The 24,166-nt window shown below is 38.1% G+C and carries 26 protein-coding genes and 1 tRNA gene; 22 read left to right on the top strand and 5 right to left on the bottom strand.

Features of this window, described 5'->3' with window-relative positions; all coding sequences use genetic code 11:
- The first annotated feature begins 41 nt into the window (after positions 1-41).
- The 10 genes from BAU16_RS01485 to BAU16_RS01440 all read left to right on the top strand — a co-directional run bounded on the left by BAU16_RS01485 (position 42) and on the right by BAU16_RS01440 (position 8,555).
- A complete protein-coding gene (locus tag BAU16_RS01485; protein ID WP_137605890.1) occupies positions 42-2,762 on the top strand; it encodes a sigma 54-interacting transcriptional regulator in 2,721 nt (906 codons plus the stop codon).
- Positions 2,763-2,890: 128 nt separating this feature from the next.
- Complete coding sequence (locus BAU16_RS01480; protein ID WP_048604971.1) at positions 2,891-3,214, top strand: PTS sugar transporter subunit IIB; 324 nt, start codon at positions 2,891-2,893, stop codon at positions 3,212-3,214.
- A 36-nt stretch (positions 3,215-3,250) separates the two neighbouring features.
- Positions 3,251-3,571, top strand: a complete 321-nt coding sequence (locus BAU16_RS01475) for a PTS lactose/cellobiose transporter subunit IIA (protein WP_048604972.1) — start codon at positions 3,251-3,253, stop codon at positions 3,569-3,571.
- 111 nt (positions 3,572-3,682) lie between these two features.
- Positions 3,683-5,119 carry a PTS sugar transporter subunit IIC gene (locus BAU16_RS01470; RefSeq protein WP_161526267.1) on the top strand — a complete coding sequence of 479 codons (1,437 nt, stop codon included), beginning with the start codon at positions 3,683-3,685 and terminating at the stop codon, positions 5,117-5,119.
- Between the two features lie 117 nt (positions 5,120-5,236).
- Positions 5,237-5,458 carry a hypothetical protein gene (locus tag BAU16_RS01465; RefSeq protein WP_048604974.1) on the top strand — a complete coding sequence of 74 codons (222 nt, stop codon included), beginning with the start codon at positions 5,237-5,239 and terminating at the stop codon, positions 5,456-5,458.
- 16 nt (positions 5,459-5,474) lie between these two features.
- Positions 5,475-5,669, top strand: a complete 195-nt coding sequence (locus BAU16_RS01460; RefSeq protein WP_371851521.1) for a DUF3188 domain-containing protein — start codon at positions 5,475-5,477, stop codon at positions 5,667-5,669.
- Positions 5,666-6,079 carry a DUF3284 domain-containing protein gene (locus BAU16_RS01455; protein WP_048604976.1) on the top strand — a complete coding sequence of 138 codons (414 nt, stop codon included), beginning with the start codon at positions 5,666-5,668 and terminating at the stop codon, positions 6,077-6,079. Before BAU16_RS01460 ends, BAU16_RS01455 begins: the two co-directional genes overlap by 4 nt.
- A gap of 41 nt (positions 6,080-6,120) precedes the next feature.
- Positions 6,121-7,302 carry a GNAT family N-acetyltransferase gene (locus BAU16_RS01450; RefSeq protein WP_161526266.1) on the top strand — a complete coding sequence of 394 codons (1,182 nt, stop codon included), beginning with the start codon at positions 6,121-6,123 and terminating at the stop codon, positions 7,300-7,302.
- Positions 7,303-7,400: 98 nt separating this feature from the next.
- Positions 7,401-7,474, top strand: a tRNA-Arg gene (locus BAU16_RS01445).
- A 151-nt stretch (positions 7,475-7,625) separates the two neighbouring features.
- The gene (locus BAU16_RS01440) at positions 7,626-8,555 is read left to right on the top strand and encodes a DUF7916 family protein (protein ID WP_161526265.1); all 930 of its coding nucleotides are present in this window, start codon (positions 7,626-7,628) and stop codon (positions 8,553-8,555) included.
- Between the two features lie 43 nt (positions 8,556-8,598).
- Here BAU16_RS01440 and BAU16_RS01435 read toward each other — a convergent pair whose 3' ends face one another.
- From BAU16_RS01435 to BAU16_RS01425, 3 genes are all read right to left on the bottom strand, one after another.
- Positions 8,599-8,955, bottom strand: a complete 357-nt coding sequence (locus BAU16_RS01435; RefSeq protein WP_161526264.1) for a hypothetical protein — start codon at positions 8,953-8,955, stop codon at positions 8,599-8,601.
- The gene (locus BAU16_RS01430) at positions 8,952-10,283 is read right to left on the bottom strand and encodes a Y-family DNA polymerase (protein WP_161526263.1); all 1,332 of its coding nucleotides are present in this window, start codon (positions 10,281-10,283) and stop codon (positions 8,952-8,954) included. Before BAU16_RS01430 ends, BAU16_RS01435 begins: the two co-directional genes overlap by 4 nt.
- Before the next feature lie 227 nt (positions 10,284-10,510).
- Complete coding sequence (locus BAU16_RS01425) at positions 10,511-11,314, bottom strand: glycerophosphodiester phosphodiesterase (protein ID WP_161526262.1); 804 nt, start codon at positions 11,312-11,314, stop codon at positions 10,511-10,513.
- A gap of 165 nt (positions 11,315-11,479) precedes the next feature.
- Here BAU16_RS01425 and BAU16_RS01420 point away from each other — a divergent pair, with 165 nt between their 5' ends.
- The 8 genes from BAU16_RS01420 (at position 11,480) to BAU16_RS01385 (ending at position 20,065) form a co-directional block, all read left to right on the top strand.
- Positions 11,480-12,601, top strand: coding sequence for a baeRF6 domain-containing protein (locus BAU16_RS01420; protein ID WP_161526261.1), 1,122 nt, complete (start codon positions 11,480-11,482; stop codon positions 12,599-12,601).
- Positions 12,602-12,910: 309 nt separating this feature from the next.
- Positions 12,911-13,111 (top strand): cold-shock protein, encoded by a 201-nt coding sequence (locus tag BAU16_RS01415; RefSeq protein ID WP_048604982.1) that lies wholly within the window; start codon positions 12,911-12,913, stop codon positions 13,109-13,111.
- Between the two features lie 128 nt (positions 13,112-13,239).
- A complete protein-coding gene (locus BAU16_RS01410) occupies positions 13,240-13,539 on the top strand; it encodes an ABC transporter ATP-binding protein (RefSeq protein WP_161526260.1) in 300 nt (99 codons plus the stop codon).
- Between the two features lie 157 nt (positions 13,540-13,696).
- Positions 13,697-16,465 (top strand): helicase C-terminal domain-containing protein, encoded by a 2,769-nt coding sequence (locus tag BAU16_RS01405; protein ID WP_161526259.1) that lies wholly within the window; start codon positions 13,697-13,699, stop codon positions 16,463-16,465.
- A gap of 131 nt (positions 16,466-16,596) precedes the next feature.
- Positions 16,597-17,091 carry a cell wall elongation regulator TseB-like domain-containing protein gene (locus BAU16_RS01400; RefSeq protein ID WP_048604985.1) on the top strand — a complete coding sequence of 165 codons (495 nt, stop codon included), beginning with the start codon at positions 16,597-16,599 and terminating at the stop codon, positions 17,089-17,091.
- Positions 17,092-17,109: 18 nt separating this feature from the next.
- The gene (locus BAU16_RS01395) at positions 17,110-18,300 is read left to right on the top strand and encodes a pyridoxal phosphate-dependent aminotransferase (protein ID WP_161526258.1); all 1,191 of its coding nucleotides are present in this window, start codon (positions 17,110-17,112) and stop codon (positions 18,298-18,300) included.
- A 42-nt stretch (positions 18,301-18,342) separates the two neighbouring features.
- On the top strand, positions 18,343-19,641 hold the full coding sequence (asnS, locus tag BAU16_RS01390) for an asparagine--tRNA ligase (RefSeq protein ID WP_161526257.1): 1,299 nt from the start codon (positions 18,343-18,345) through the stop codon (positions 19,639-19,641).
- A gap of 202 nt (positions 19,642-19,843) precedes the next feature.
- A complete protein-coding gene (locus BAU16_RS01385) occupies positions 19,844-20,065 on the top strand; it encodes a hypothetical protein (protein ID WP_048604988.1) in 222 nt (73 codons plus the stop codon).
- 355 nt (positions 20,066-20,420) lie between these two features.
- Here the strand turns inward: BAU16_RS01385 and BAU16_RS01380 are convergent, their stop codons facing one another.
- Both BAU16_RS01380 and BAU16_RS01375 read right to left on the bottom strand, forming a co-directional pair.
- Positions 20,421-21,587, bottom strand: coding sequence for a tyrosine-type recombinase/integrase (locus BAU16_RS01380; protein ID WP_161526256.1), 1,167 nt, complete (start codon positions 21,585-21,587; stop codon positions 20,421-20,423).
- Positions 21,588-21,681: 94 nt separating this feature from the next.
- On the bottom strand, positions 21,682-22,302 hold the full coding sequence (locus BAU16_RS01375; RefSeq protein WP_161526255.1) for a helix-turn-helix domain-containing protein: 621 nt from the start codon (positions 22,300-22,302) through the stop codon (positions 21,682-21,684).
- Between the two features lie 156 nt (positions 22,303-22,458).
- On the opposite strand from BAU16_RS01375, the gene BAU16_RS01370 reads away from it, so the two are divergent.
- Genes BAU16_RS01370 through BAU16_RS01355 form a run of 4 tightly spaced genes read left to right on the top strand, consistent with a single transcriptional unit; the run spans position 22,459 to position 24,115 of the window.
- Complete coding sequence (locus tag BAU16_RS01370; RefSeq protein WP_161526254.1) at positions 22,459-22,740, top strand: DNA-binding protein; 282 nt, start codon at positions 22,459-22,461, stop codon at positions 22,738-22,740.
- 51 nt (positions 22,741-22,791) lie between these two features.
- Complete coding sequence (locus BAU16_RS01365; RefSeq protein WP_161526253.1) at positions 22,792-23,580, top strand: hypothetical protein; 789 nt, start codon at positions 22,792-22,794, stop codon at positions 23,578-23,580.
- A gap of 15 nt (positions 23,581-23,595) precedes the next feature.
- A complete protein-coding gene (locus BAU16_RS01360; protein ID WP_161526252.1) occupies positions 23,596-23,940 on the top strand; it encodes a hypothetical protein in 345 nt (114 codons plus the stop codon).
- Positions 23,941-23,956: 16 nt separating this feature from the next.
- A complete protein-coding gene (locus BAU16_RS01355) occupies positions 23,957-24,115 on the top strand; it encodes a hypothetical protein (RefSeq protein WP_161526251.1) in 159 nt (52 codons plus the stop codon).
- Positions 24,116-24,166: the final 51 nt, after the last annotated feature.

The raw sequence follows: 24,166 nt of genomic DNA, 5'->3' as shown, positions 1-24,166 counted from the left end.
AAAGGGAAAAAATGCTTTTTATTCGATCGAAGGAGATACTTATGAATTCTCGAAAAGAAGAAATTTTGCATACTTTAGAAATGCACAAACAAGGAACGACGGCGCTGCAGATTGCAGAACTGCTGAACATCGATCGCACAAACGCTAGCCGTTATTTGAATGAACTGGCTAAAGAAGGCAAAATCAGCAAACATTCCGGTCGACCTGTGGTTTACGAAATAAATGAAGTAGAAGAACAAGTCCATGTGGATACCTCCTCAGAAGTGACTTTTGATAATTTAGTGGGAAAAAATGGTTCATTGAAAATGACAATCCAGCAAGCAAAGGCGGCGATTTTGTATCCCCCTCGTGGACTCCACACGATTATTTTTGGTGAAACGGGTACCGGGAAATCCCTTTTTGCTGAATGTATGTATCATTTTGCGGTAAAATCACACGTGGTAAAACGAGATGCTCCTTTTGTTTCTTTTAACTGTGCAGATTATGCTCAAAATCCGCAGCTTTTATTTGGGCATATTTTTGGTATAAAAAAAGGGGCTTACACCGGGGCGGCTGAAGATGCGCCGGGGTTGCTAGAAAAAGCAGACGGCGGAATTTTATTCCTGGATGAAATCCACCGTTTGCCACCAGAAGGACAGGAAATGCTGTTCACCTTTATTGATAAGGGAACTTATCGACCTTTAGGGGAAAGTGCCAAAACTTATGAAGCTTCAGTCCAAATCATTGGTGCTACGACAGAATCCTCAGAATCTTTCTTGACAACCTTCAATCGACGAATCCCAATGTCGATCACGTTGCCCAGTTTAGCCGGACGCTCATTGGATGAACGCTATGAAATTATTACCTTATTTATCAAACAAGAAGCCAATCGTTTGAATCAGCGAATCGAAGTGGAAAAAGAAGCAATCATTGCCTTCATGCTTTATGATGCAGAAGGTAACATTGGTCAAGTCAAACGTGATTTAAAACTGGTTTGTGCCAAAGCCTTTCTTCATTATCGAACTCATAATGAAAAAAGTCTGTTAATTCATAAACAGGATTGTTCTTTGCAAGTCCAAAAGGGTTTGCTAAAAATGCGAGACATTTCGGATCGGTTGGATAGTTTCTTGGAGGGAAAAGGAAATTATCTAAGTTTTGAACCTGGGGAAGCTGAAGTTGTTTGGTCTCAAGATCCCGAACGAAACATGCAGGTCTACAATGACATTGAAGAGAAAGTTACTTCTCTAAGTGAAACCGGAGTTGCCAGTGTTGACTTGGAAAAATTGATTTCTCGAGATGTGGACGCTTATTTTGAGACTTACGTGGAGGAATTGACCCAAAATACTGTACACAAAGAACTATTGCCGGAGAAAATCTGGTTGATGACCAATCGCTTGTATGATATTGCAGAAGAAAAATTGGAGCGGACTTACAATGAAAAAGCTCGTTTTGCTTTTGCCCTGCATTTACAAAGTACGATTGAACGGTTGAAGGAAGGACATACTATTGTCCATCCTGATTTAAATACCATTCGTAAAAATCTTAAAAGAGAATTTCAAATCGCTTTGGATCTTTCCAGTATTATTGAAGAAGAATGGGATATTGAGATTCCCTTTGATGAAATCGGTTTTATCAGTATGTTTCTTTCAATCCAAGTCGGCAATAGCGAAAAAACGCCAGAAAATCTGGTGGAAATTATCGTCTTGATGCACGGCAATGCAACGGCCTCCAGTATGTTGAACACGGCTCAGGAGCTATTAGGTATGACTAACGGAATTGCGATGAACATGCATTTGGATACCGAGGTTCAAGCGATGTATGAACAACTATTGACTCATGTGCGACAAAACAAAGGCCGCTTATCAAACGGCGTGTTGCTATTGACCGATATGGGCTCGCTGAATTCTTTTGCCAATCTGGTGTTTGAAGAAACCGGGGTTCGTACTAAGGCGATTTCGATGACCAGTACAATGATTGTGATTGAAGCTTTGCGGATGGCAGCAAATGGTCGAAGCTTGGAAGATATCTATCAAAACATTCAGTTGTCATTTGAAAATATCATTCGTGAACAATTCAAAGAAAAACACGACCGAAAAGAAGTAAAAAAAGCGGTTGTCGTTACGTGCTTTACTGGAGAAGGGGTAGCTGCAAAGCTTTATCAACGAATTGTTCCGGTAATCGACCAGTCAAAAGTGGATATTATTCAAATGCAATTTATTGAACGGGAAGCCTTCATCAAGCATATTGATTCTTTAATGGAGGAATATGAAATCAAAGCAATTGCCGGAACCGTTGAAGTAGATTATCAAAACATTCCTTTCTTTTCTGCTTATGAAGTGTTTGATGACGAACGACTCAATGTGTTGAAACGCATCGTCAGTGAAGAAATTCCGGTGGAGAAAATCGTTCAGACCTTGAAGGATACCTTGATTCATGTTCCTTCGCTTACCCAATTGATTCGTTTGCTGCAACGTATCGTTCATCAAATTCAAGGTCAGCTTCATTTGGTAGTAGAACCCAGTGTTGATGCGGGTCTGATTATGCATTTGGCGTTTCTGATTGAAGGCTTGATTAAAGGCGAAAGGACACGGGTGTTTCAGAACCTTTCTGAGTTCCAGAAAAAGTATCGACTTGAAAATGATTCGATTCGTACCAATTTGATGTCGTTGGAAAAAGAATACCAAATTAATATTCCTGAGGATGAAGTTGCCTTTATTACACAGATGTTTTTAGAAAATAAGATAAAAAGCGATTACAAAATTACACACAAATTTAGTGTGTAAGATAAATTTAGGCTAGTGTGCAAATAAAAGAAAGAGTAAAACGCTATCATCATCAGCTTTTACTCTTTCTTAATTTTTGGCATGCTTTTTGCATTATAGTTAAGTGTAAAGAAAGAGAGGTGAAAAAAATGGCAAAGAAAACGATTATGTTAGTTTGTTCTGCAGGAATGAGTACCAGTTTATTGGTTACCAAAATGCAAAAAGCTGCGGAAGCAAAAGGAATGGATGCCGATATTTTTGCGGTAGCTGCTTCTGATGCAGATAACAATCTAGAAGCGAAAAACGTGGATGTTTTATTGTTAGGTCCTCAAGTTCGTTTTATGAAAGCACAATTCGAGCAAAAACTTGCACCAAAAGGAATTCCTTTTGACGTTATCAATATGTCTGATTATGGCATGATGAATGGTGAAAAGGTACTTGCGCAAGCAGAAAAACTGATGGACGAAAAATAGTTCATACCGGATAAAAAGAATTTGGAGGACAGTTAAGTGGAGGAACAACAAAATTTAGAAGCAATTATGGGTTTAATCATGTATGGAGGAAATGCGAAAAGTGATGCAATGGAAGCGATCCAAGCTGCAAAAAAAGGCGACTTTGAACTAGCTGATCAAAAAATCGTTGATGCAGAAGCTTCTCTAGTTGAAGCACACCATTCACAAACCAACATGCTGACACAAGAAGCACAAGGAAATCATATTACGGTGACACTGTTGACTGTTCACAGTCAAGACCACTTAATGACCGCAATTGCTTTTACGGATCTTGCAAAAGAAATTATTGATTTATATCGCCGTTTAGACGAAAAATAAATCACTCTTAATCAAAATTTTCTTTGAACGGATAGTTTTGAACAGCTCTTTGAAAAAAGGTATGAAGAAGTTCCTTTCTTTATATAAATAGAACTTATAGGAGGAAATGAAATGAACGGATTAACAAGTTGGATGGAGAAACACATCCTTCCAGTAGCCGCTAAAATTGGTGCTCAAAAGCACTTAGTCGCGCTACGTGATGCATTTATTGGGACAATGCCAGCAACAATGGCCGGCTCGATCGCCGTAATGATCAATGCAATTATTCGTGATTTACCACCACAATTTTGGCCAAGTTATGATGGTAACACAATTCCAGTGATTCGCGAAATCATCGGAGTCAATGGATTTGTTTGGAATGGTACTTTAGCAATCGCCGGTTTGGTGTTTGCCTTCTCATGGGGTTATAATTTGGCACGTGCTTATGGCGTCAATGATTTAGCCGGTGGGATCGTAGGTTTGGCAACCTTGGTTCAAGGGATTGCCTTCTCTTATACAAACACATTGGCAACAACTGTTTCTCCAGAATTGGTTGATTCTATCAATGCGAGTTCTGCTGATACAGGCTGGTCTGCAACAGCAGAAGGATTAACAGCAACTGGTTGGGGTTGGCTGAACCTGAACCACTTAAATGCAAATGCTTACTTCACTGTTATGATCATGGGCGCTATTTCAGTAATTATTTTCTGTAAATTAATGTTGGCTGATATCACAATCAAAATGCCTGATTCTGTACCACCAGCAGTATCCAAAGCCTTTGCAGCAATCGTTCCTGCAACATTGGCATTGTATGTTGTTGCAATCATCAACTTTGTCGTTGGTAAATTAACAGATGGTCAATTGATCATCGACTTGGTACAAAAATATATCGCTGAACCATTCTTGGGGCTTTCTCAAGGTATCGGAGCTGTATTGATCGTTACCGTATTCGTTCAACTGTTCTGGTTCTTCGGTATTCATGGACCTAACGTTTTGGCACCCGTTTTAGAAGGTATTTGGGGCCAAGCACAATTAGTAAATATTGACGTTTTCCAAAAAGGATACAATGGTAAAACTGGTACGGCCGGAGTTTTAGAAGCAATCGAAGACGGCAAGGCGTACATGTGGGTACGTGGTTCCTTTGATGCCTTTGCATGGTTTGGTGGATCTGGTGGTACGATCACATTGCTGATCGCTATCTTGCTCTTCTCAAAACGTGCAGACTACTTGACAGTTGCTAAACTGTCAATTGGACCTGGCTTGTTCAACATCAATGAACCAGTTATGTTTGGTTTACCAATCGTATTGAATGCAATCATGTTTATTCCATTCTTGGTTGCACCAGTTGTCGCAACAACAATCGGTTGGTTAGCAACATACTTTGGTTTAGTTGCACCGGTTTCACAACAAGTAACCTGGGTTGTTCCGCCACTACTTCTTTCATTCTTGGCAACAGGGGCAGACTGGAGAGCACCGATCGTTACATTGGTATGTATGATTGTTACCTTCTTCATCTGGGCACCATTCGTTATCTCTGCAAACAAGATCGATGTAGCTGCTGGAGAATAATCAACGGTTTATCCGAAGAACTGCTGTCGCTTCCAACGAGGTGGGAGCAGTTCTTTCTTTTACTTGAAAAATAGATAGGTTTTGTGGGAGAATAGATTTATATAGGAGGAATGCACAATGATTAGTATCGCAAGCGCAATGCAACAAGACGCAATCAAAGAACTTTTGGAAGGTTACAATGAGGATGGACTTTCTTTTACTTTTAAGGAAAAACAAGGAATTAAGATGTTTTTTGAAACAACCGGAGAAGATCAAGAAGCAGCGGCTAAAAAAGCCAAAGAATTGATCAAAGCACAGCCTTGGGGCACAGTACTTTATTTCCAATCAGTAGCAGTTTAATTAAGAGATAGGATGATTGAAGATGGAAAGAAATGGTTTGTTTTTATGCAGTATCGGTTTTTTGATTATCTTATTCAGCATGAAGCCGGGCAATATGCAGCTAGATGTTCTTAGTTTAGCAACAGGCGTGGCTTTAGTCGCCCTGGGAGCGTATATTTTTTTCAAAGGGAAGAAAAAATCAGAAGGACAAAACGGGGGTAAACAAGGATGAAAGTCGTCAAAACATTAAATATCCCTGCCAGTTTCTTTTATGATAAGGTGATGGATTCGGTTCTGTTTGATGTCAGAAAAGCAACCGGTAAAAGCTTGACGAGAAAACAACTAAAAGATTTTGAATATGTGAAAGAATTTTCTCAGTCCAGTCGTGCAAAAATCAAGATTGAAGAAGTCGTTGAAAATCAATCCTATCAATTTAAAACATCTACGACACGAAATGAATTTGTTGCTCGTTATCAAGTAGATCAATTAGATGATAAATCCTGTAAAGTGGAATATACAGAGACGATGGAATCTTTTGGCATTCTTCAGCGGTTAAACGATATGCTGCTGGGAACAATCTTGATGTTCTTTAAACGGCGCCAATTCAAAAAAATGCTGGAAATGATTGAAGAATCATATTAAAAAGGGGTCGGTTGACGCCTTTTTTATTTGGAGGACAGAGTATGACAGATGTAAAAGAAATGGGCACCCTTTATACAAAAGAGATGCTGGCTTTAGTTGCATATGCATTTCAATGGGAGCTTTCAGAACGAAATCTCAAGCGCTTTGATATGCTGACGAAAAATTCATGGAATTATGGTTCCTTTGATGATCGTGGTGCTTTAGCAAGTCAAGTAATGGCAACACCTTTCACGGTTGACTTTTTTGGACAGCAGTATAAGATGGCGGGCATCGGCTTTGTGGCTTCTTATCCTGAATACCGCAGTCAAGGACGGATTGATCGAATCATGAAGCAACTCTTGAAAGACTGCAACGATCGCGGTGTGGTTTTATCCTATTTGGCACCATTTTCCTATCCATTTTATCGTCGATATGGGTACGAATTGACATTCGAGCGAATTGCCTATGAAGTACCTGCGGCTCAATGGCCAGATAGCAAAAAAGTATCTGGGCATGTGGAGCGGGTTTCCTGGGAGGATGCAAAAGAAGCGATTAAAGACGTGTATCAACAAATTCCCAAGCATCATCGTGGAGGCGTTCTACGCGCCGATTGGTGGTTGACCTTCAAATTTCCATTACGAAAAGATTTTACCTATGCCCTTTATAAAAATACTCAAAATGAAGTGGAAGGCTATCTTATCTATCAAGTGGAGGGCGGAAAATTTGTCGCCTATGAATGGTCTTACCTGACTGGGGAAGCCTACCGGGGATTAAACCGATTGATTGCCTCTCATAACGGCTCAGTGCAGACAATTTTTTATGAAGAAGGATTTGGCGGTGACAACCAACAATTTTTAGCCAATGCACCGATTGAGAAAGTCAGTGTTCGTCCTGAAATGATGGCACGAGTTGTAAATGTCGCTGACTTTTTGGTGGATTATCCATTTTTAAAAAATCTAACAACAGATTTTGCTGTTGAAATTCAAGGGGATACCTATGCACCTTGGAACGATGGAATATATGAAGTGAGTCTTGAGAAGCGACAAACGACAGTCACCAAAACAGCGACGACTTCCTTGCCGCGAATAACAGCATCGATTCAGCACTTCACCCAATTATTTATGGGATACCAATCTGCGGAGAGGTTGGCGTTTCATGGACTGATTTCTGGAGATGCGCAGGCACTGTCTGCTGTTCAAGAGATTTTGCCTTCGCAAAAACCGATTTTAGAGGATTATTTTTAAGCACTTATCTTCATTTTGTAAAAGATGACAAATGAAACACACAAAAAGTTGAAAGTAGCTTGCATAGAAGAAAAGATAAGGCTAAAATGAAGTGACTTGTCCTTGTAGCTCAGTAGGATAGAGCAGTCGCCTCCTAAGCGACAGGTCGCTGGTTCAATTCCAGTCAAGGACGTTGCCCCTTCAGAAAGCCTTGTTTTTTCAAGGCTTTCTTTTTTGTGGAGTTGTCTTCTTCTTTAGTACCAGTATCAACTTGGTAATGCACGATTTTTTAGCATAGAAATGACTAGAAATCAAATAAATTTAATGAGTAGAGGAGAAAAAACATGGTAAAACGCCTAATCAGCGCAAATTATAGCGAAGTGGCATTAATGGATGCTCAGGAATTAAAACAATCGATCAAGGCAAGTGAAGGTCGAGTACTTTTGGCGGAGAATGTGGTTGTTTCACAACCGCAAGCAGATGATATCACTAACGCCGAAGTAGCGGCAGCATTTGGTGCAGACTTGCTTTTATTGAATGCTTTTGACTGTTTTCATCCGTATATTGCCGGGATGCCAGGGCAGGGAGAAGAAGCCCTACAACCGGATGGAACGATTGTAAATCCGATTCCTCGTTTGAAGGAATTGATTGGTCGACCAGTGGGAATCAATCTTGAACCAATCGCCGATACAACGGATATGCTGAGTGAAAAAATCTCAATCAGCCAAGGTCGAGCAGCATCAAAAGAAACAATTCAAAAAGCAGAAGAATTGGGGCTTGATTTTATTTGCTTCACTGGAAATCCGGGAACTGGTGTGACCAATGCGGAGATTGCTAAGGCAGTAAAAATTGCGAAAGCAAACTTTTCCGGTTTAGTTATTGCTGGTAAGATGCACAGTGCTGGTGCAGATGAACCAGTGGTCTCCAAAGAAGCGATTGAGGCTTATGCCGAAGCGGGGACAGATATCTTACTTTTACCTTCTGTTGGTACAATCCAAGGCTTTTTAGAACAAGACCTTGTGGAAGCGGTTCGTTTTGCGAAAGCGCGTAATCTGTTAACGATGACTGCAATCGGAACCAGTCAGGAAAGCGCACGTCCGGAAACGTTACGACAAATGGCGATCATCAATAAAACCTGCGGGGTAGATATTCAACATATCGGTGATGCTGGGTATGGTGGCATGGCACCCACTGAAAATATTTTTGAAATGTCGGTAGCTATTCGGGGGATGCGTCATACGATCAATCGAGTTGCCCGTTCAATCAATCGATAGAAAAAGAATCATCCCACTGTCAGGGACGATTCTTTTTCTATATCTACGTCAGGTCACTCCACTTTTTTTGCTGATGAAAAGCGACATGACGAATTTCATCGTAATCGATTTTCTGATCTGCTAAGTAGATGCCTAATTCATCATATCCTTGTATTTTTCCAATAATATCCGCGGAGTACAATCCTTCCTCGTTGATTTCTTCTTTTTGAATTGCAATCATTCTTCCTTTGAGTCTGGCTTCATATAAAACATGATCAATCTCATTTTTTGTCATAACTTCTTTTGCCGGCCAGATAAAAGAACGTTCCTTTTTTTCCTGGGTAAGCTGATTGGTGTGTTCAGACAAATAAAAGCCTTGCCATTTTAATTTCTTGCGATCGTGGTATTCATGTAAACTCATAGGCCATCTAAACCTCCTGCTCCGCCAGCGTGTCCGCCAATCAGGTGGCTACGGGCAATACTTCTTGCGCCGTCTAATTTGCTAGTAGCATAGACGATCGCTGAAAATCCATATTTTTCACGGATTTTATCAATAATTTGATCCAAGCGTTCATTTGCGATACTTTGTTCGGGAAGTTCAAACAAATCAAGTTGTTTGTCGGCAGTAAATAATAAGTTTGAATAGCTGACTCCGACATGGCGAACCACCTGTCCAGAATAGTAAGTGCGAAAAATTTGTAGGCAATAATGAATTAACTTTTTCGTGCTGTCAGTAGCGGTGATTTTCATTTGATGGGAGAAACCATTTTCGTTGGCTCCTCGCGAAGTACCAATGTACAAGGAGACACATTGGGTCAAGCAATGGTGACGCCGCAAGCGGGCAGCTACTTGTTCAGCCATTTCCTTGACCACGATTTCGATTTCTTGCGGTTTAAAATAATCTCTTGGCAATACTTGACTGTTCCCATAGGATTTGTCTTTAGTTATCGGGGACGGTTCAGAAAGTAACGTTCGATCGACTCCGTTGGCGTGGTAATACAATTGTTCTCCTAGAATACCGAAATGGCAATGCAAAAAATCGGGGTCTGTATGCGCTAATTGATAGATCGTATCGATTCCTAATTGATACAAGCGCTTTTTCATGCGATTGCCGATTCCCCAAAAATCCGTGATCTCCGGAATAGACCAAACTTTTTTTTCGACGTCTTCGTAGCACCATTGAGCGATAAAATTGGCATTGTGTTTTGATTCATTGTCAAGAGCCAGCTTAGCTAATAGGGGATTATCACCGATGCCTACTGAAAAAATCAAACCGAGTTCAGTCCTGGCTTCTTCCTGAATTCTTTCTGCTAATTTTTGTCTCTTTTCTTGTCGAGTCAAGGAATCATCAGGAATAAATAGTGCGAGGGAATGGGTGACATCCAGAATCGATTCATCAATGGAATAAATCAGCAAATCCTCATCTGCCACATAGCGGCGGAAAAGGGCGTTGAATTTTTTGTTTTCTTGGATGTATAGACTCATTCGCGGTGGCACTTTTTTTAAGTCGGGATGATTGGGCAAATTATCCGCTCGTGTGACATTAGTGATGCCTAAAATTCTTTTTGCTTCGGGAGAAGATGCTAAAATCAAGCCGTTGCCGGTGTTGTCTTCGCTACTCATCACTACCAACATAGTTTTTAGGGGATCCCATCCCCGCATGGCACATTCAACGGTGGCGTAAAAACTTTTGACATCGATAAACAAAATATCGCGAACGGGTTCTTGTGTGTAATCGATGGTTCTCATGTGCTTCACCTCTTCTTAATTATACGAACGTACGTTTGCTTTTGTAAAGCGAACAAAAGGTAAAGTTTGATTTTTTTGAAAGAATTTATTGAGTCAATAGAGCAACCATTCGTACATATACGGTTAAGCAGTAAAAAAACTTTCAACCTTTTAATGTAGGTGACTCCTAAAAATTAGACCAAAGATCTAATTTTTAGGAGTCAGTTCACAATGAAGAAAGTTTTTTGTTATCTGTATTTTTTTTCTAGATAAAGAGCTTTTGCGGTATAGTTAGTAAAATAGTTATCTACGTCGAGTTTTATTGCCGTTTCGATATCTTGACTAGTATCTAGAGTCCAGACATTCAACTCTTTTTCATTTTTCTTTACTAGGTTACAGTTCTTTTTATTAAGCAGTTTTTTATTTATAGAAATAATATCTACATTTTTATAACTAATTGCTTTGTTTAATTCTTGCTGAGTATTTATTAGAAGTAATTTCTTCATTTTAGGAAATTGCTTGTCTAATTCATTAAGTGGTGCAATATCGGAAGCTTGAACAATCACATTTTTTTCTAGTTTATTTTTCTTAATAATTTTTTTAAAGAGATTAACTTGCTGTGAATTTTCTTTTAGTTCGATAACATAGTGAACCTGTTTTTTGTATCTATTAAAAATGGATTGTAAGGTATGAATAGGTTCACCGTTTGAGATATTTTTTAGTTGATTAATTTCATTATCAGTCATTTCGGAGTAGTATTTATTCACGCCAGTGATTCTTTTGGCAGAAAGATCATGAGAAACATATAAAGTACCATCCTTGGAGGTTACTAAATCTTGTTCAATATATTTTGATCCATATTGAATTGCTAAATCATATGCTGCGTAGGAATGTTCAACTTCCTCTCCAGAAGCTCCTCGATGAGAAAATACATGAGCTGTCTCTTTTGATGTATTTATTAGTGGATAGAAATTTAATATGATGGATAAAATGAGAAGAAAAAATAAGATTAATGAAAAAAGTTTATAATAATTTCTTTTTTTTCGATGCATTACATAAATCACCTCAACTTGCTTTATCATATCAAAAAAGGAAATAACTTAATAGTATATTTTTTTCTATATATATAGGCAACAAGGTAAAAAACTTTATGAATAGTTGTAAGCGTGTTACACTTTTATTGTAGAATTTAAAGCTATCCAAGGAGGGATCGTTACATGACAAAAATTGGGAAGAAATTATTGTCACAATTAACATCAGAAGGCGTAGAGGGCCCCTTTGTCACCATTATGCTGAATACTCACGTGGGGCATCAAAACGTAGAAAAGGATCAAATCAAGTTGAAAAACTTTGCGAAAGAAGCAAAAAAACGGTTTGATAAAAAATATCCTGAAAAAGATTGGACGGTGTTCCAAAAAAATGTAGATGCGTTATTGGCGGATCAATCCTTTTGGCGTAGCGGCACGACCAGTGTGGCAATCATTCTTACCGAAAGTGACTGTTATATCCATCGTTTGAGTATTTCAGTTGATGATCAATACTATGTAGGCAATCTTCCTTACATTTTAGCTATCATCAAAAATGCTCAATTTAATTATACTTATTATTTACTGGGATTGAATCGTGATTCCATTAAGCTGTATTTTGTTGACAATAAAATTGTTAAAGAAGTGGAACTGCCAGAAGGGGCACCTGTGGATGTTCCCACGGCACTTGGCGATGAATTGACTGGTGGAAGCTTGAATTACAGCTCTCAAGGCAGTCGGAATGGCTCCAAAGAAGGCGTTGCTTATCATGGCGTAAATGCAAAAGATGAAGAAGTAGAAATTGACTGGGTAAATTATTATCAAGCAGTTGATACTTTCTTTAAAGATGAATTTAACAATGATGAAAATTACCCGCTTTATCTTTATGCGTTGCCGGAAAATCAAACGATGTTCAAAAAATATGCGAAAACCCCTTATTATTGCAGTGATGCGGCTGTGTCGGCTTCTCCTGCACAACTTTCTATTCAAGAAATCAAGAATGGCGCAGAGCAGCTGACAGAAGCATTGGCGAAAAAAGAAATGGCTGAATATCAAAAATTGATGGATCGAAAATTTATCGATCAATTAGTCGATATCAAGTTAGCAGCTACAGAAGGGCGTATCTCTCATCTGTTCATCGCAACAGCCAATCTGGTAGATGGATTTGGAGAAGATGTCGATACGGAATATGATCGGCGCCAAGTATTGAATACGATGGCAGATGAAGTAGTGAAAAACGGCGGACAAGTATTTATTCTTGATCAAAAAGATGCACCGGATGAAAAAAGTCTCGTTGCGATTTTGCGCTATTGATTGCTGAATCCTTCATTTTTCAAGAAAGACTGATCTCTTGCCTGCTTTTCTTTGTGGGAAGCAGGTAGTTATTTTTTAATTAGTAGATTTATTAATAAAATTTCATTCGCTGAGACTGAAAAAGTTATTAAATAATTCATAATTTGCTAAAAAGATTAGCCAGAAACAAATTAGTGTGGTACAATACTTTATGTAGTATTTGTTACGGTAATTTATGGTAAGCTTGTTTCATTTTAAAACATCTTCCACATTTTCACCCGATACAAGTAATTGCAAATATGTGTATCAAACACAAGGAGGATTTTTATTATGCAAACAGGTACAGTAAAATGGTTCAACTCAGACAAAGGTTTTGGTTTCATCACTGCTGAAGACGGAAATGACGTATTCGTACATTTCTCAGCTATCCAAGGTGACGGCTTCAAAACTTTAGAAGAAGGCCAAGCAGTAACATTTGATGTTGAAGACGGTCAACGTGGCCCTCAAGCAACAAACGTTAACAAAGCTTAATTCTAATTATTGACTTGGAAAGTCTGGTGCTTTTGCATCAGGCTTTTTTTATACCCAAAAATCGTGTTGCCAGTATTCTTTACCAATTTTTTTAGATAGAGTAAACTAATAAAAAAGGGGGAACAAACATGGATTCATTAACTAAAAATCACCTTTATTCGCAGCAAGCTACGAAAGCGACGCAGATTTTATTCATCCTCACTAGCATTCTTGCACTTGTTTCAATTATTTTTGCCTTTGTACAAAATTTATGGTGGCTACTTTTATTAGTTGGGATCATGATTTTCTGGTTGGTAGTAAGTAGTGTGCGCAAAACGATTCCTGTTTTCGATTTGACAGAAAAAAAGTTACTTGTCGTGGACAATAAAAAATGGTTGCAGTTTAAGAAAGATTTTCCCAAACAAGTAGCAGCCAATGGAAAAAAATAAAAAGATGATGCCAGTCATCAAAAAGTAGAGGAGAAAGGTAAGTTGCTTTTTCCTCTTTTTTTATTCAAAAATGCAGGCATCTACTTGAAAAGCGCTGAAATGTCTTTGGGATTTGTAGTATAATGCAAAGGTATATGCAAGGAGGCTACCAGTCAAAATGAAGACGTACGCAATTGTAGATATAGAAACGACGGGGACAGATCCGAAAGTTGATCGGATCATTCAACTTGGCTGTGTGTTGATTCGAAATGGGCAAGTGATCCAGCGCTTTGCAACAGATGTCAATCCCGATCGTCTTATTCCAAAACAAATCGAAAATTTGACGCATATTAGCAATCAGCGGGTAAAAAAAGCCCCTTATTTTGAAGATATCGCTTTAACGATTTACAATTTATTGGCAGATACGGTTTTTGTCGCCCATAATATTTATTTTGATTACAATTTTTTGAATAAGGAATTGCAACGTTGCGGTGCGCCGGAATTGACGATCCCTGGAATCGATACGGTGGAGCTGGCACAAATATTTTTGCCAACAGAAATCAGTTTTCGTCTGGGAGATTTGGCGGAAAGTCTGGGCTTGAGCCATGAAAATCCTCATCAGGCAGATAGTGATGCGGAAGTTACCGGAGCATTATTTTTATATATTGAAGCGATGATCAAGCAACTGCCGGTCATCACAGTGGAGAAAATCGCCGCTTTGAGCAAACCTTTAGGCATGCAGACCAGCAACTATATTCGCTCATTAGCAAATGAAATGAAACGACACCCGAAACCATTGGACAGTCAACTGGAGGTGGTTGGCGGGATTGCTTTGCGCAAAAAAAGGCTTACTTACTTTGAGAAAAATTATTTTGCAGAGGATTATCCCAAAAAGAAAAAAGGCAAAGAACATCTTTTTGCCGGAAAGCTTGCCTTCAGAAAAGATCAGGCAAGATTGATGAATTTGGTCTATCGGCATTTTACCGAGACACCGGACAACAAAAATCTGCTGATTGAAGCTGCTACCGGGATGGGAAAAACGATTGGTTATCTTTTGCCGCTGAATTATGTTGCCACACCGGAACAGCCAGCGATTATCAGTACCGTTTCACTTGTTTTGCAGGATCAATTGTTGAAAAAAGACATCCCACTATTGAATCAATTATTTCACCAACCTATCCAAGCAACGGTGATCAAAGGCAATCAGCATTACATCGATTTACAACGCTTTAAAGCGACATTGCAGCGGCCGTTGCCGCAAAAACAATATGCACTGTATCAGTCGGCAGTCTTGGTTTGGTTAACTCAAACAACGACTGGAGATTTTGATGAACTAAATCTTATCAGTTTGAACCATCTGCTGTTTAAAGAAATTCACCATCGGGGAGTATCCCATCTGTCTGTCACAGATGAATTTTATGAACAGGATTTTTTAAGTTATCTGCATCAGCGGATGAAGGAGAGCAATTTTCTGATCGTAAATCATGCGCTGTTAGCGCAGGAAAGCTTGCGGGAGAACCCGTTGTTGCCCCGAAGCCCTTATTTAGTTATTGATGAAGCACATCATCTTCCAGATATTTGTGAACGAGTTGCCAGCCAATCGGTTAATTTTGCGGTATTTCATCGGAAAGCCCAACAACTGTTGGAACCTACCGGGTTGTTTGCTCGACTTGAAGAATTGTTGGAAGATCAGTCAGAGTGTTTGCGGTTGTTGGCTATTTATCAAGAGGAGATTCGTTTTTTGATGGAAAGCCAGGAACTTTTTCTTGAAGCTTTGTCGGAACAAGTATCTTCTGAAAAAGAAACAATCATTACTGCAGATACGTTGCAGCAACTGTCTTTATCAGATGCCAAAAATATTCAGAAAATCCAATTGTATTATGAAGAAATCGTCGAATTGCAGAAGCAAATTACCGACTATCTTTTGCCAGACGAAAATAAGTGGTTGAAACGAGAGCAGTTTGTTTATACCGAATTGTTGGATTTGTTTGAGGAGATGCAACAGCAGGCGACGGTGATGTCACGGTGGCTGGAAAATTGGCAGGAACGCTATATTCATTGGTTTGTTCCGGGAACGAAGGCGACGGCTGGAATAATAAAAATCACCGATTTTGAAGCTTCCTTGTTACCTCAAACTACGTGGTATCAACGATATGATCGAATCATTTATGTTGGTGGAACGTTGAAAATCGCTGCTGATCGTTTGTATTTTCCTAAAAAAATGGGAATACCGGAAGCACCCTTAAAAATTTTGCCCTCGCCTTTTGATTATAAAGCGCAGGCTCGGATTTTTATTCCTTCAGAAGGAAGCTCGATTCCAGAACTTTCTTCCGAAGAATATGTGGATTATTTAGTTAAGACTTTGGAAAATCTTTTAAAAGATTTCAATAAGCCGGTGCTGGTATTGTTCACTTCCCACGAAATTTTGCAAAAAGTTTACGGTCGAATGCACTTGGCGTTTTTAACCAAAGGAAGGGAAATCTTTGCCCAAGGAATTGGTGGTAGCCGGGAAAAAATCTTGAAACGCTTCAGTCAATCAGATGCGGCAATTTTATTTGGTGCAGATAGTTTTTGGGAAGGAATCGACCTCCCAGGAGATACTTTGCAGCTGGTAATCGTGACCCGCTTGCCTTTTGAAAATCCTAAACGTCCGGAAGTTCAAGCTAAAAACGCCTTTTTACAGGAAAAAGGAATCAATCCTTTTTTTCAAGAAGCTATTCCAAAAGCGGCATTGAAATTGCGTCAGGGGTTGGGGCGATTGATTCGCTCCCAACAAGATCGTGGGGTAATGATTTTATTGGATCGTCGACTGTTAACAACGAAATACGGGAAACGAATCCGGCAAGCACTACCGAAAGAAGCCGTGATCGCAGAGCTGCCGCTTTCAGAAATATCTTCAGAAATGTATAAATTTTTGGATAAATCCTCAGCAATGGATGAAAATTAGCGGTATGGAAACAAAAAAATCTGCTATAATGAATAACAACAATTTGTTGAAGACCTGAGCTGACTTTATGTTGTTACCCGTCAGCTAGGGACATAAAATTCAGCGCCAAAAAAGGAACAAGGAGTAATGTAGTGAGCAAAGACAAAAGCAAACGACAGGAAGTTATTTTAATCATCTTAGCTAGTGTGTTGGCGGCAATTCTTTTGTTTGGCGGTATTTTTTATACTCGAGCAACTCGTCCTTTAAGACAAGCAGAAAAAGAAGCGACGGCCATGGCAAAAAAATATACGGATCTTGAAGAGGTGGACCAATTTTATTGGTTTACCCGGGAGAAAACCTATTTTAGTTTGACTGGCAAAAATAAAAAAGGCCAGCAAATTGCTGTAATCATTCCAAAAGATGGAAAGAAAATCACGCTGTTGGCACAAAAAGATGGAATCACGGAGGATGCAGCAAAGGCGATGGTCGCAAAAACCTATCCAAAAGAATCCGTGGAAAAGGCCAGTCTGGGAATTTTTGAGGACGAACCGGTTTGGGAAATCGTCACACGAACATCTAAGGGAGTTAATTATTATTTAATTGCGTTTGAAAATGGTGAAGAGATTAAAACAATCACGAACGTTTAATTTGAAAGGGTGAAGGGTATGAAACTTTCGCAACGAGCGGAGAAATTAGAACCATCAGTAACGCTGGCAGCGTCTACTAAAGCAAAGGCGTTGAAAGCACAAGGAAAAGATATTTTAAGTTTGACTGTCGGGGAACCGGATTTTGTTACGCCTAAAAATATTCAACAAGCAGCAATCCGTGCCATTGAAAGCGGCAAAGCTAGTTTTTACACGCAATCTGCAGGTATCCCTGAGCTTAGACAAGCCGTTGTTTCGTGGATCAAGAAAAATTATGGCCTTGAATACGAAGTAAAGCAAACCATTGTAACAGATGGGGCCAAATTTGCTCTCTACACGCTGTTTCAAGCAATTCTGGATCCGGAAGATGAGGTCATCATTCCTGTTCCTTATTGGGTAAGCTATGGCGAACAGGTCAAGCTGGCACAAGGCGTTCCGGTGTTTGTTGAAGGTCGTCACGAGAATAACTTTAAAGTGACCGTTGAACAACTGAAAAAGGCGGTTTCTCCAAAAACGAAAGCCATGATTTTAAATTCACCGTCAAATCCAACAGGGATGATTTATACGAAAGAAGAATTGCGGCTAATTGGTGAATGGGCAGTTGCTGAAAATATTTTGATCATTGCTGATGATATTTATGGCAATCTCGTGTATAACGGAAATACCTTTACCCCAATCGCCACAATTTCTGAAGCAATCCGCAAACAAACGATTATCATCAACGGTGTTTCTAAAACGTATGCCATGACTGGTTGGCGAATCGGTTTTGCAGTAGGTAACGAGACTGTTATTCAGGCAATGATTGATATCGCTTCGCAATCCACCAGCAATCCGACCGCAGTGAGTCAATATGCAGCAGTTGAAGCGTTAAATGGTCCGCAAGATTCCGTAGAGATCATGCGCAAAGCGTTTGAAGAACGATTGAACAAATTATATCCCTTGATTACAGCAATTCCAGGAGTCAAGTTGGACAAACCACAGGGTGCTTTTTATTTATTTCCAAATGTCAAAGAGACGATGACTTTATGCGGCTACTCAGATATCAATGCTTTTGTTGAAGCAATCTTGGAAGAAGCAGGGGTCGCTCTTGTAACGGGGGCAGGCTTTGGTGCACCGGAAAATCTGCGGATTAGTTATGCAGCAAATTGGGAAACCTTAGAAAAGGCTGTGGCACGAATCCATTCTTTTGTTGAAAAGAAGCAAGGAAAGTAATAAAATTTCTATGAGTGTATAAATTAGATTGGAGAGACATCAGTGGAGCAAATTCAAATTATTGACGCAAAGAATCATGTAGGTGAAACCGTGAAAATCGGTGCATGGGTAGCAAATAAGCGATCAAGCGGCAAAATCGCTTTTTTACAGTTACGAGACGGAACGGCCTATTTTCAAGGGGTAGTCGTTAAAAGCGAAGTATCCGAAGAAATTTTTCAATTGGCAAAAAATTTAAACCAAGAAACATCTATTTGGGTGGAAGGTGAAATTCGTGAAGACAGCCGTTCAAAATTTGGCTACGAAATTGGCATCTCCGGCATTGAAGTTGTAGGTGAAAGCCAAGATTATCCGATTACGCCAAAAGAACATGGAACAGATTTTTTGATGGATCATCGTCATTTGTGGTTGCGTTCTTCACGGCAACACGCCATCATGCAAATTCGAAATGAAATTATTCGTGCAAGTTACGAATTTTTCAACAAAGAAGGATTTATCAAAATCGATCCACCGATTTTAACTGGTTCAGCACCAGAAGGAACGACCGATTTATTCGAAACCAATTATTTTGATCAAAAGGCATATCTTTCCCAATCAGGGCAATTATATATGGAAGCTGCGGCAATGGCCTTTGGCAAGGTATTTTCTTTTGGTCCAACATTCCGGGCAGAAAAATCGAAAACACGTCGTCATTTAATTGAATTTTGGATGATCGAACCAGAAATGGCATTTATGCATCAAGAAGAAAGTTTAGAAATTCAAGAAAATTATGTAGCTTATCTGGTTCAAAATGTATTGGATCATTGCGATTATGCGCTTCATGTATTAGGGCGGGATCGGGCAGTGTTGGAAAAATATACGCAATTGCCTTATCCACGAATTTCCTATGATGATGCGGTCACTTTATTGAAGAAAAATGGATTTGAAGATATTGAGTGGGGAGACGACTTCGGTTCACCTCATGAAACCTTTATTGCCAATTCCTTTGATCAACCTGTGTTCATTTTGAACTATCCAAAAGCGATCAAACCATTTTATATGAAGCCACACCCAACCCGAGAAGATCTTGTTATCTGTGCAGATATGATTGCTCCAGAAGGATATGGAGAAATCATCGGCGGTTCTGAACGTGCCACTGATTATGAATATCTGTTGGAGGAAATCAAGGCGCATGGTTTAGATGAACAGGAATATTCTTGGTACCTTGATTTACGCCAATATGGTTCTGTACCTCATGCTGGATTTGGTCTGGGCTTGGAACGAACGGTCACGTGGCTTTCAGGTATCGAGCATGTCCGGGAAGCAATACCGTTTCCACGTTTGTTGAATCGTATTTATCCATAAATAAAATGAAAGCTTTCAAAATCTGTCAGGATTTTGAAAGCTTTTTTCTATATAAGGAATAAAAAGGAATAACTTTTCTCTTATTTAGAAATGGTATACTTGTATATACACGATGAGAATATAGATATTATCATGATGATATTTGATAAATGATAATTGGTATGGTATTGTAAATATAGGCTAACAGTAAAGGAGTTTTAAAATGATTACAAAAACCGCGATTCAAATTGGAAAGAAGTATGAAGTCAAACCTCACGAATTTCACCGTTCATTTGTTGGTGTCGCGAAGGAAATCACTGGAAAAGGAATCGTGTTTGATGTCGAATATTGTGATATCTGTGATCGAGATAAGGCGACAACAACCGTACTTGCTGATTGTGCCGATGTGAAACAACAAGTAGGAGAAAAATATTTTTTCAGTTAAAATCTAGTAAAATTTAAAAAGTATGCAGCTTGCTGGTATCAAGACTCTTGATAAACGGCACGCTTTTTTTGTGAAAAAATTGAAAACGATTGAAAGAAATATGACAGTTTCTTTACAATTGTTTGTATTCATTTTTCAGAAAAAACAAAATGGATTAAAAAGAATTATTTTTAATATAAACGTTGATAAATCAATGATAGTAAGCTTTTTGTGCTTCGAAAAGGTAATGTATAAAATAGGTATTAAATGTATATTTTGTGCTAATTTTCTCTCATTTTCTTACTTTTCTATCCAGTTTCTAAACTGGTCGATATGCCAAAAAAGGCATAATATCAAGGGTTACAGCCTACGATTCTTAGTTAGTTAAAATGTTATCTAAACTATTGACTGCGTTCAGCTTCTTTTCGGTTGATGTCCCAGCGTAAATGTTCAACGTGAATGCAACATCAGCATGACCTAGAATCTCGCTGATCTCTTTCGGATTATCAACGTACGCAAGCGATAGAGTAGTAAAAGTATGACGTATTTTGTGAGGGTGGAGGTCTTTAAGACCAGTCTTTTTTTCGACCTTTTTCAACCATTCGTACGCAACAGCAGCGGTTAACAGATTATTTTGTAGGTTTGGAAAAATGAGCTGCTCTTCATCTTTTTTTAGTTTAATGCCTTTTTTTACATATCTATCGCTCATGAAAAGTTCTTTTTGCTTATCTTTCCAGTCATTCAACAGCTCGATAGTTTTATCTGATAATGGTACAGTACGGGACTTACCATTTTTTGTTGCTCCAATGCTATAAGAATAGTCCAACTTTTGAGTACGAGAGTGTCTAATATTGAGTAGTTTTTCATTAAAATCGACATCTATCCATTTCAATGCAATCACTTCACCAACCCGTGCGCCAGTGGAAAAGATTAAATAATAGAAAACATATTGATAAAACTTCTTTTTTTGCAATTCGTCAAAAATGATTTTCATTTCTTCTGCTGTAAGATATGTTGAACCAGCTTCACTTTTTTTTGATCCTGTCTTTTTCATTTTTTCAATCAAACGAACAGGATCGCTTTGGACTAATTTTCGTTTCATTGCGAAGTTAAACACTTTACTGATGAAATTCAAGAAGACGGGCGCATTGGAATGTTTCACATTATAAAACATATAATTAGCAAAATTTTGAATATCGTCAACAGATATTTCATCAATTTTTTTTGATCCAATTTCTGGCAAAATATAGTTATTAAACTTCGATTGAGTACCAATTAAAGTTGATTCGCGAACTTGATATTTATATATTTGATCCATCCAGATTTCATAGACTTCCTCAAAAGTAGAATCTCGAAGATTTATCCCTCTGGATTTTTGAAATTCTCTTTTTGCCTCTTGAAAAGCTTCTTCCGCCTCTTTAGAAGTTTTAAAGCCACCAACATTGAAATTTTTTTGTCTTCCATTCAGCGGATTTGTGCCGAGATATCCCTTCTTTCTCCAAAAGGTTTGTCCGTCTTTAGTATATTGTCGTGGTTTCGTCATTTCTTTTCCTCCATTTTGGCGGTGGGGCGCTAAATAGAGATTTTGACAATTACTTTTATTTGTTGATCTTAGCGCTAAAAAAAAGAAACTACTTTTATTTGTTGTTCTTTGATATCAGCAAGTCTATAATATTAAAAATTTCCTTTGGATATTCTTTTTCGAAAGTTCCAAAGTCTAATACATCACCATTTTTAAGTTCAGCAATATATCCAGCCTCAGAAATAACATTTAAAAGATGGTTTGTTAGTTTTAAGAAAAGTTCTGATTGATTTTCTTCTTTAGTAGGACTAATTAAAGTATTCAAACTCTCAAAGCTACTTTTAAGCTCTTTTTCGAGTAAGTCTAATGCTTCATGATTAGCGTTTATCGATTCTTCGATATAGTCTTTAACAAGTTTCAATAGCTCAGAGTTATTAACGTCAGTTTCCAAAGCTGCTTGATAACCTTCTTCTTGTTGTTCTTTTGCCAGTTGCTCAGCTTCTTCGAATGTTAAAGTACCATTTAATAAAAAAGATACAGAGACATTGAAAACATCTGATAATTTTTCCAATGATTCAATGGAAGGCTGCTTTGTTGCATATTCCCAATTTGAATATGCACCACCAGTAACACCAATTTTTCGAGCAACTTCTACTTTTGACCAACCATTTTCTAATCTCAATTTTTTTAGTCTTCTTGCGATATCTTTTATTCTTTCTTCCTTATCGTTTTTCAACATTACGCCTCCTTTCTTCTTAGAAACAATTATAACAAAAATTCGAAAAAAATCTATTCCAAAAGTTTAATTTAATTCTTGACTATTCCTATGGTTTAATTATAATGGGTTTATAAACTATTCCTTTGGTTTAGTAATGAAAGGAGATAAAATCATATGAACATCAATATTGAAAGTGTTGACTTATCGCAAGAAGCTATGAGACCTCTTGTAATTGCACTAGCGCAAGCATTAGAAGAGAGTATGAAATTAAGAGTAACTAGAGAAGAGCTTCCTGAGTACATGACAAAAGGACAAGCCCAACAATATTTGAACGTCTCTTATAACACCTTGATGAAAAAGTATGTCTCAAACGGTTTAAAAGTAAAAATGATTGATGGGATTATGCGGATTTCAAAAAAAGATTGCGATGAATTTATGAATAAATACACTGTTTAGAAAAAAAGCGTGGGGCGCTAAATAAAGTTTTTGACAGGTAGGAGGATAAAAATGAGTGGCGAAGTTTTCAAGTACCAGAGAAATAAAGGCTATGAGTCTATTCCTCGTGCTTTTTTGCAAGATAATAATCTGAGCTATGAAGCACGAGGTCTATTAGCGGAGCTACAATCATATTCAGAGGAATGGGAGCTTTACAAAACGGAGCTATATACGCGGTCAAAGAAAAATAAACGTTCTTCAATCGATCGCATATGGAAAGAGTTAATCGAGAATCGTTATCTTATTCAGTTTCGAAAACGAGAAGGTAAGAAGTGGGTCTATCAATATATTTTCTCGCTTGAAAAATTTTCTAAAGAAGATATTCAAGAACAAATCAATTTCTATAATTCAAGAGGTTTTGAGCCTTATCAAATTTCAAATGCTGAAAATCAACAGTCCAAAAATACTGATAATACAAACGTTTCTTCGACTGTTGAAAATGGACAGTCGAAAATGGACAGCTCAAAATCAACAAGAAAGAGATTTACTATCAACAAGATTGAAGAAGAAGATAATATATATAATACACGCGTACGTGAGGTTTTATCTTCAACACAACTTTTCACCTCTTCTGAGATTGGGTTAATCGTTTCTTCGCTATCAAAGATGATGGTTGATGAAATTACTATCAAAGAACAGCTACGTTCAATGAGTGAACAACCTCAGATTTTGAATCCAATGAAATATTTTTTGAATGGTATTCAAAAGCGACTGAGGTTTGAAACATTTAGGCAACAAGAAAGATTAAAAAAGACTAGCTTACCCAAAATACAGCTTTATGATTGGGTAGCTGAAAATTAAAAAGGAGAATGTAAGATGAAAAGAGAAAACAAGGTTGATGGATTAATGAAATGCTTAAATTTGACGAAAGGCGAGTTCAATTTCTATCTTGCTGATCAATCGCGAGATGATTACTTTGCTATTTTATGTCATATTCGAGATAGAAGGCTAGAAGAATATAAACCATCATTAAACGAGTTTCTATCGAGTTGCAAAAAAATAGGCGTTGCACGAGCTTGTAATCAGCATTTTTTCAGCGGACTAACAGAAATGGAGATTAATATTTTTAATCGTCATTATGACAGTAGAAAATTGAGTGAGACGGAGCTTTTTGCAATTGTAAAAGATAGCTTAATCAATCCATTGCAATTAGTGTTGTGAGAAAGAGGCGGATCGCATGAACGAACTAGAAAAATTGTGGCACGAAAAAATAGAATATGCTACACGACAGTTAGAAAAGGGCATGACTAAAGCTGAGCTTCAACGAGATCAGAAGTTTCTTGCATATCTCAAGAAAGAAAATGAGCTGACAGCGAAGAGAAATGCTAAATTATAACGTGCTTTATCGTTATTTAAAAGCAACTATTTTTTCAATTTTTTTATTTTT

It is taken from the genome of Enterococcus sp. JM9B (genome assembly GCF_009933265.1).
Lineage (GTDB): Bacteria > Bacillota > Bacilli > Lactobacillales > Enterococcaceae > Enterococcus_C > Enterococcus_C songbeiensis.
The sequence above is the reverse complement of the archived record's forward strand: the minus strand, read 5'-3'. Positions and strand labels throughout refer to the sequence as shown.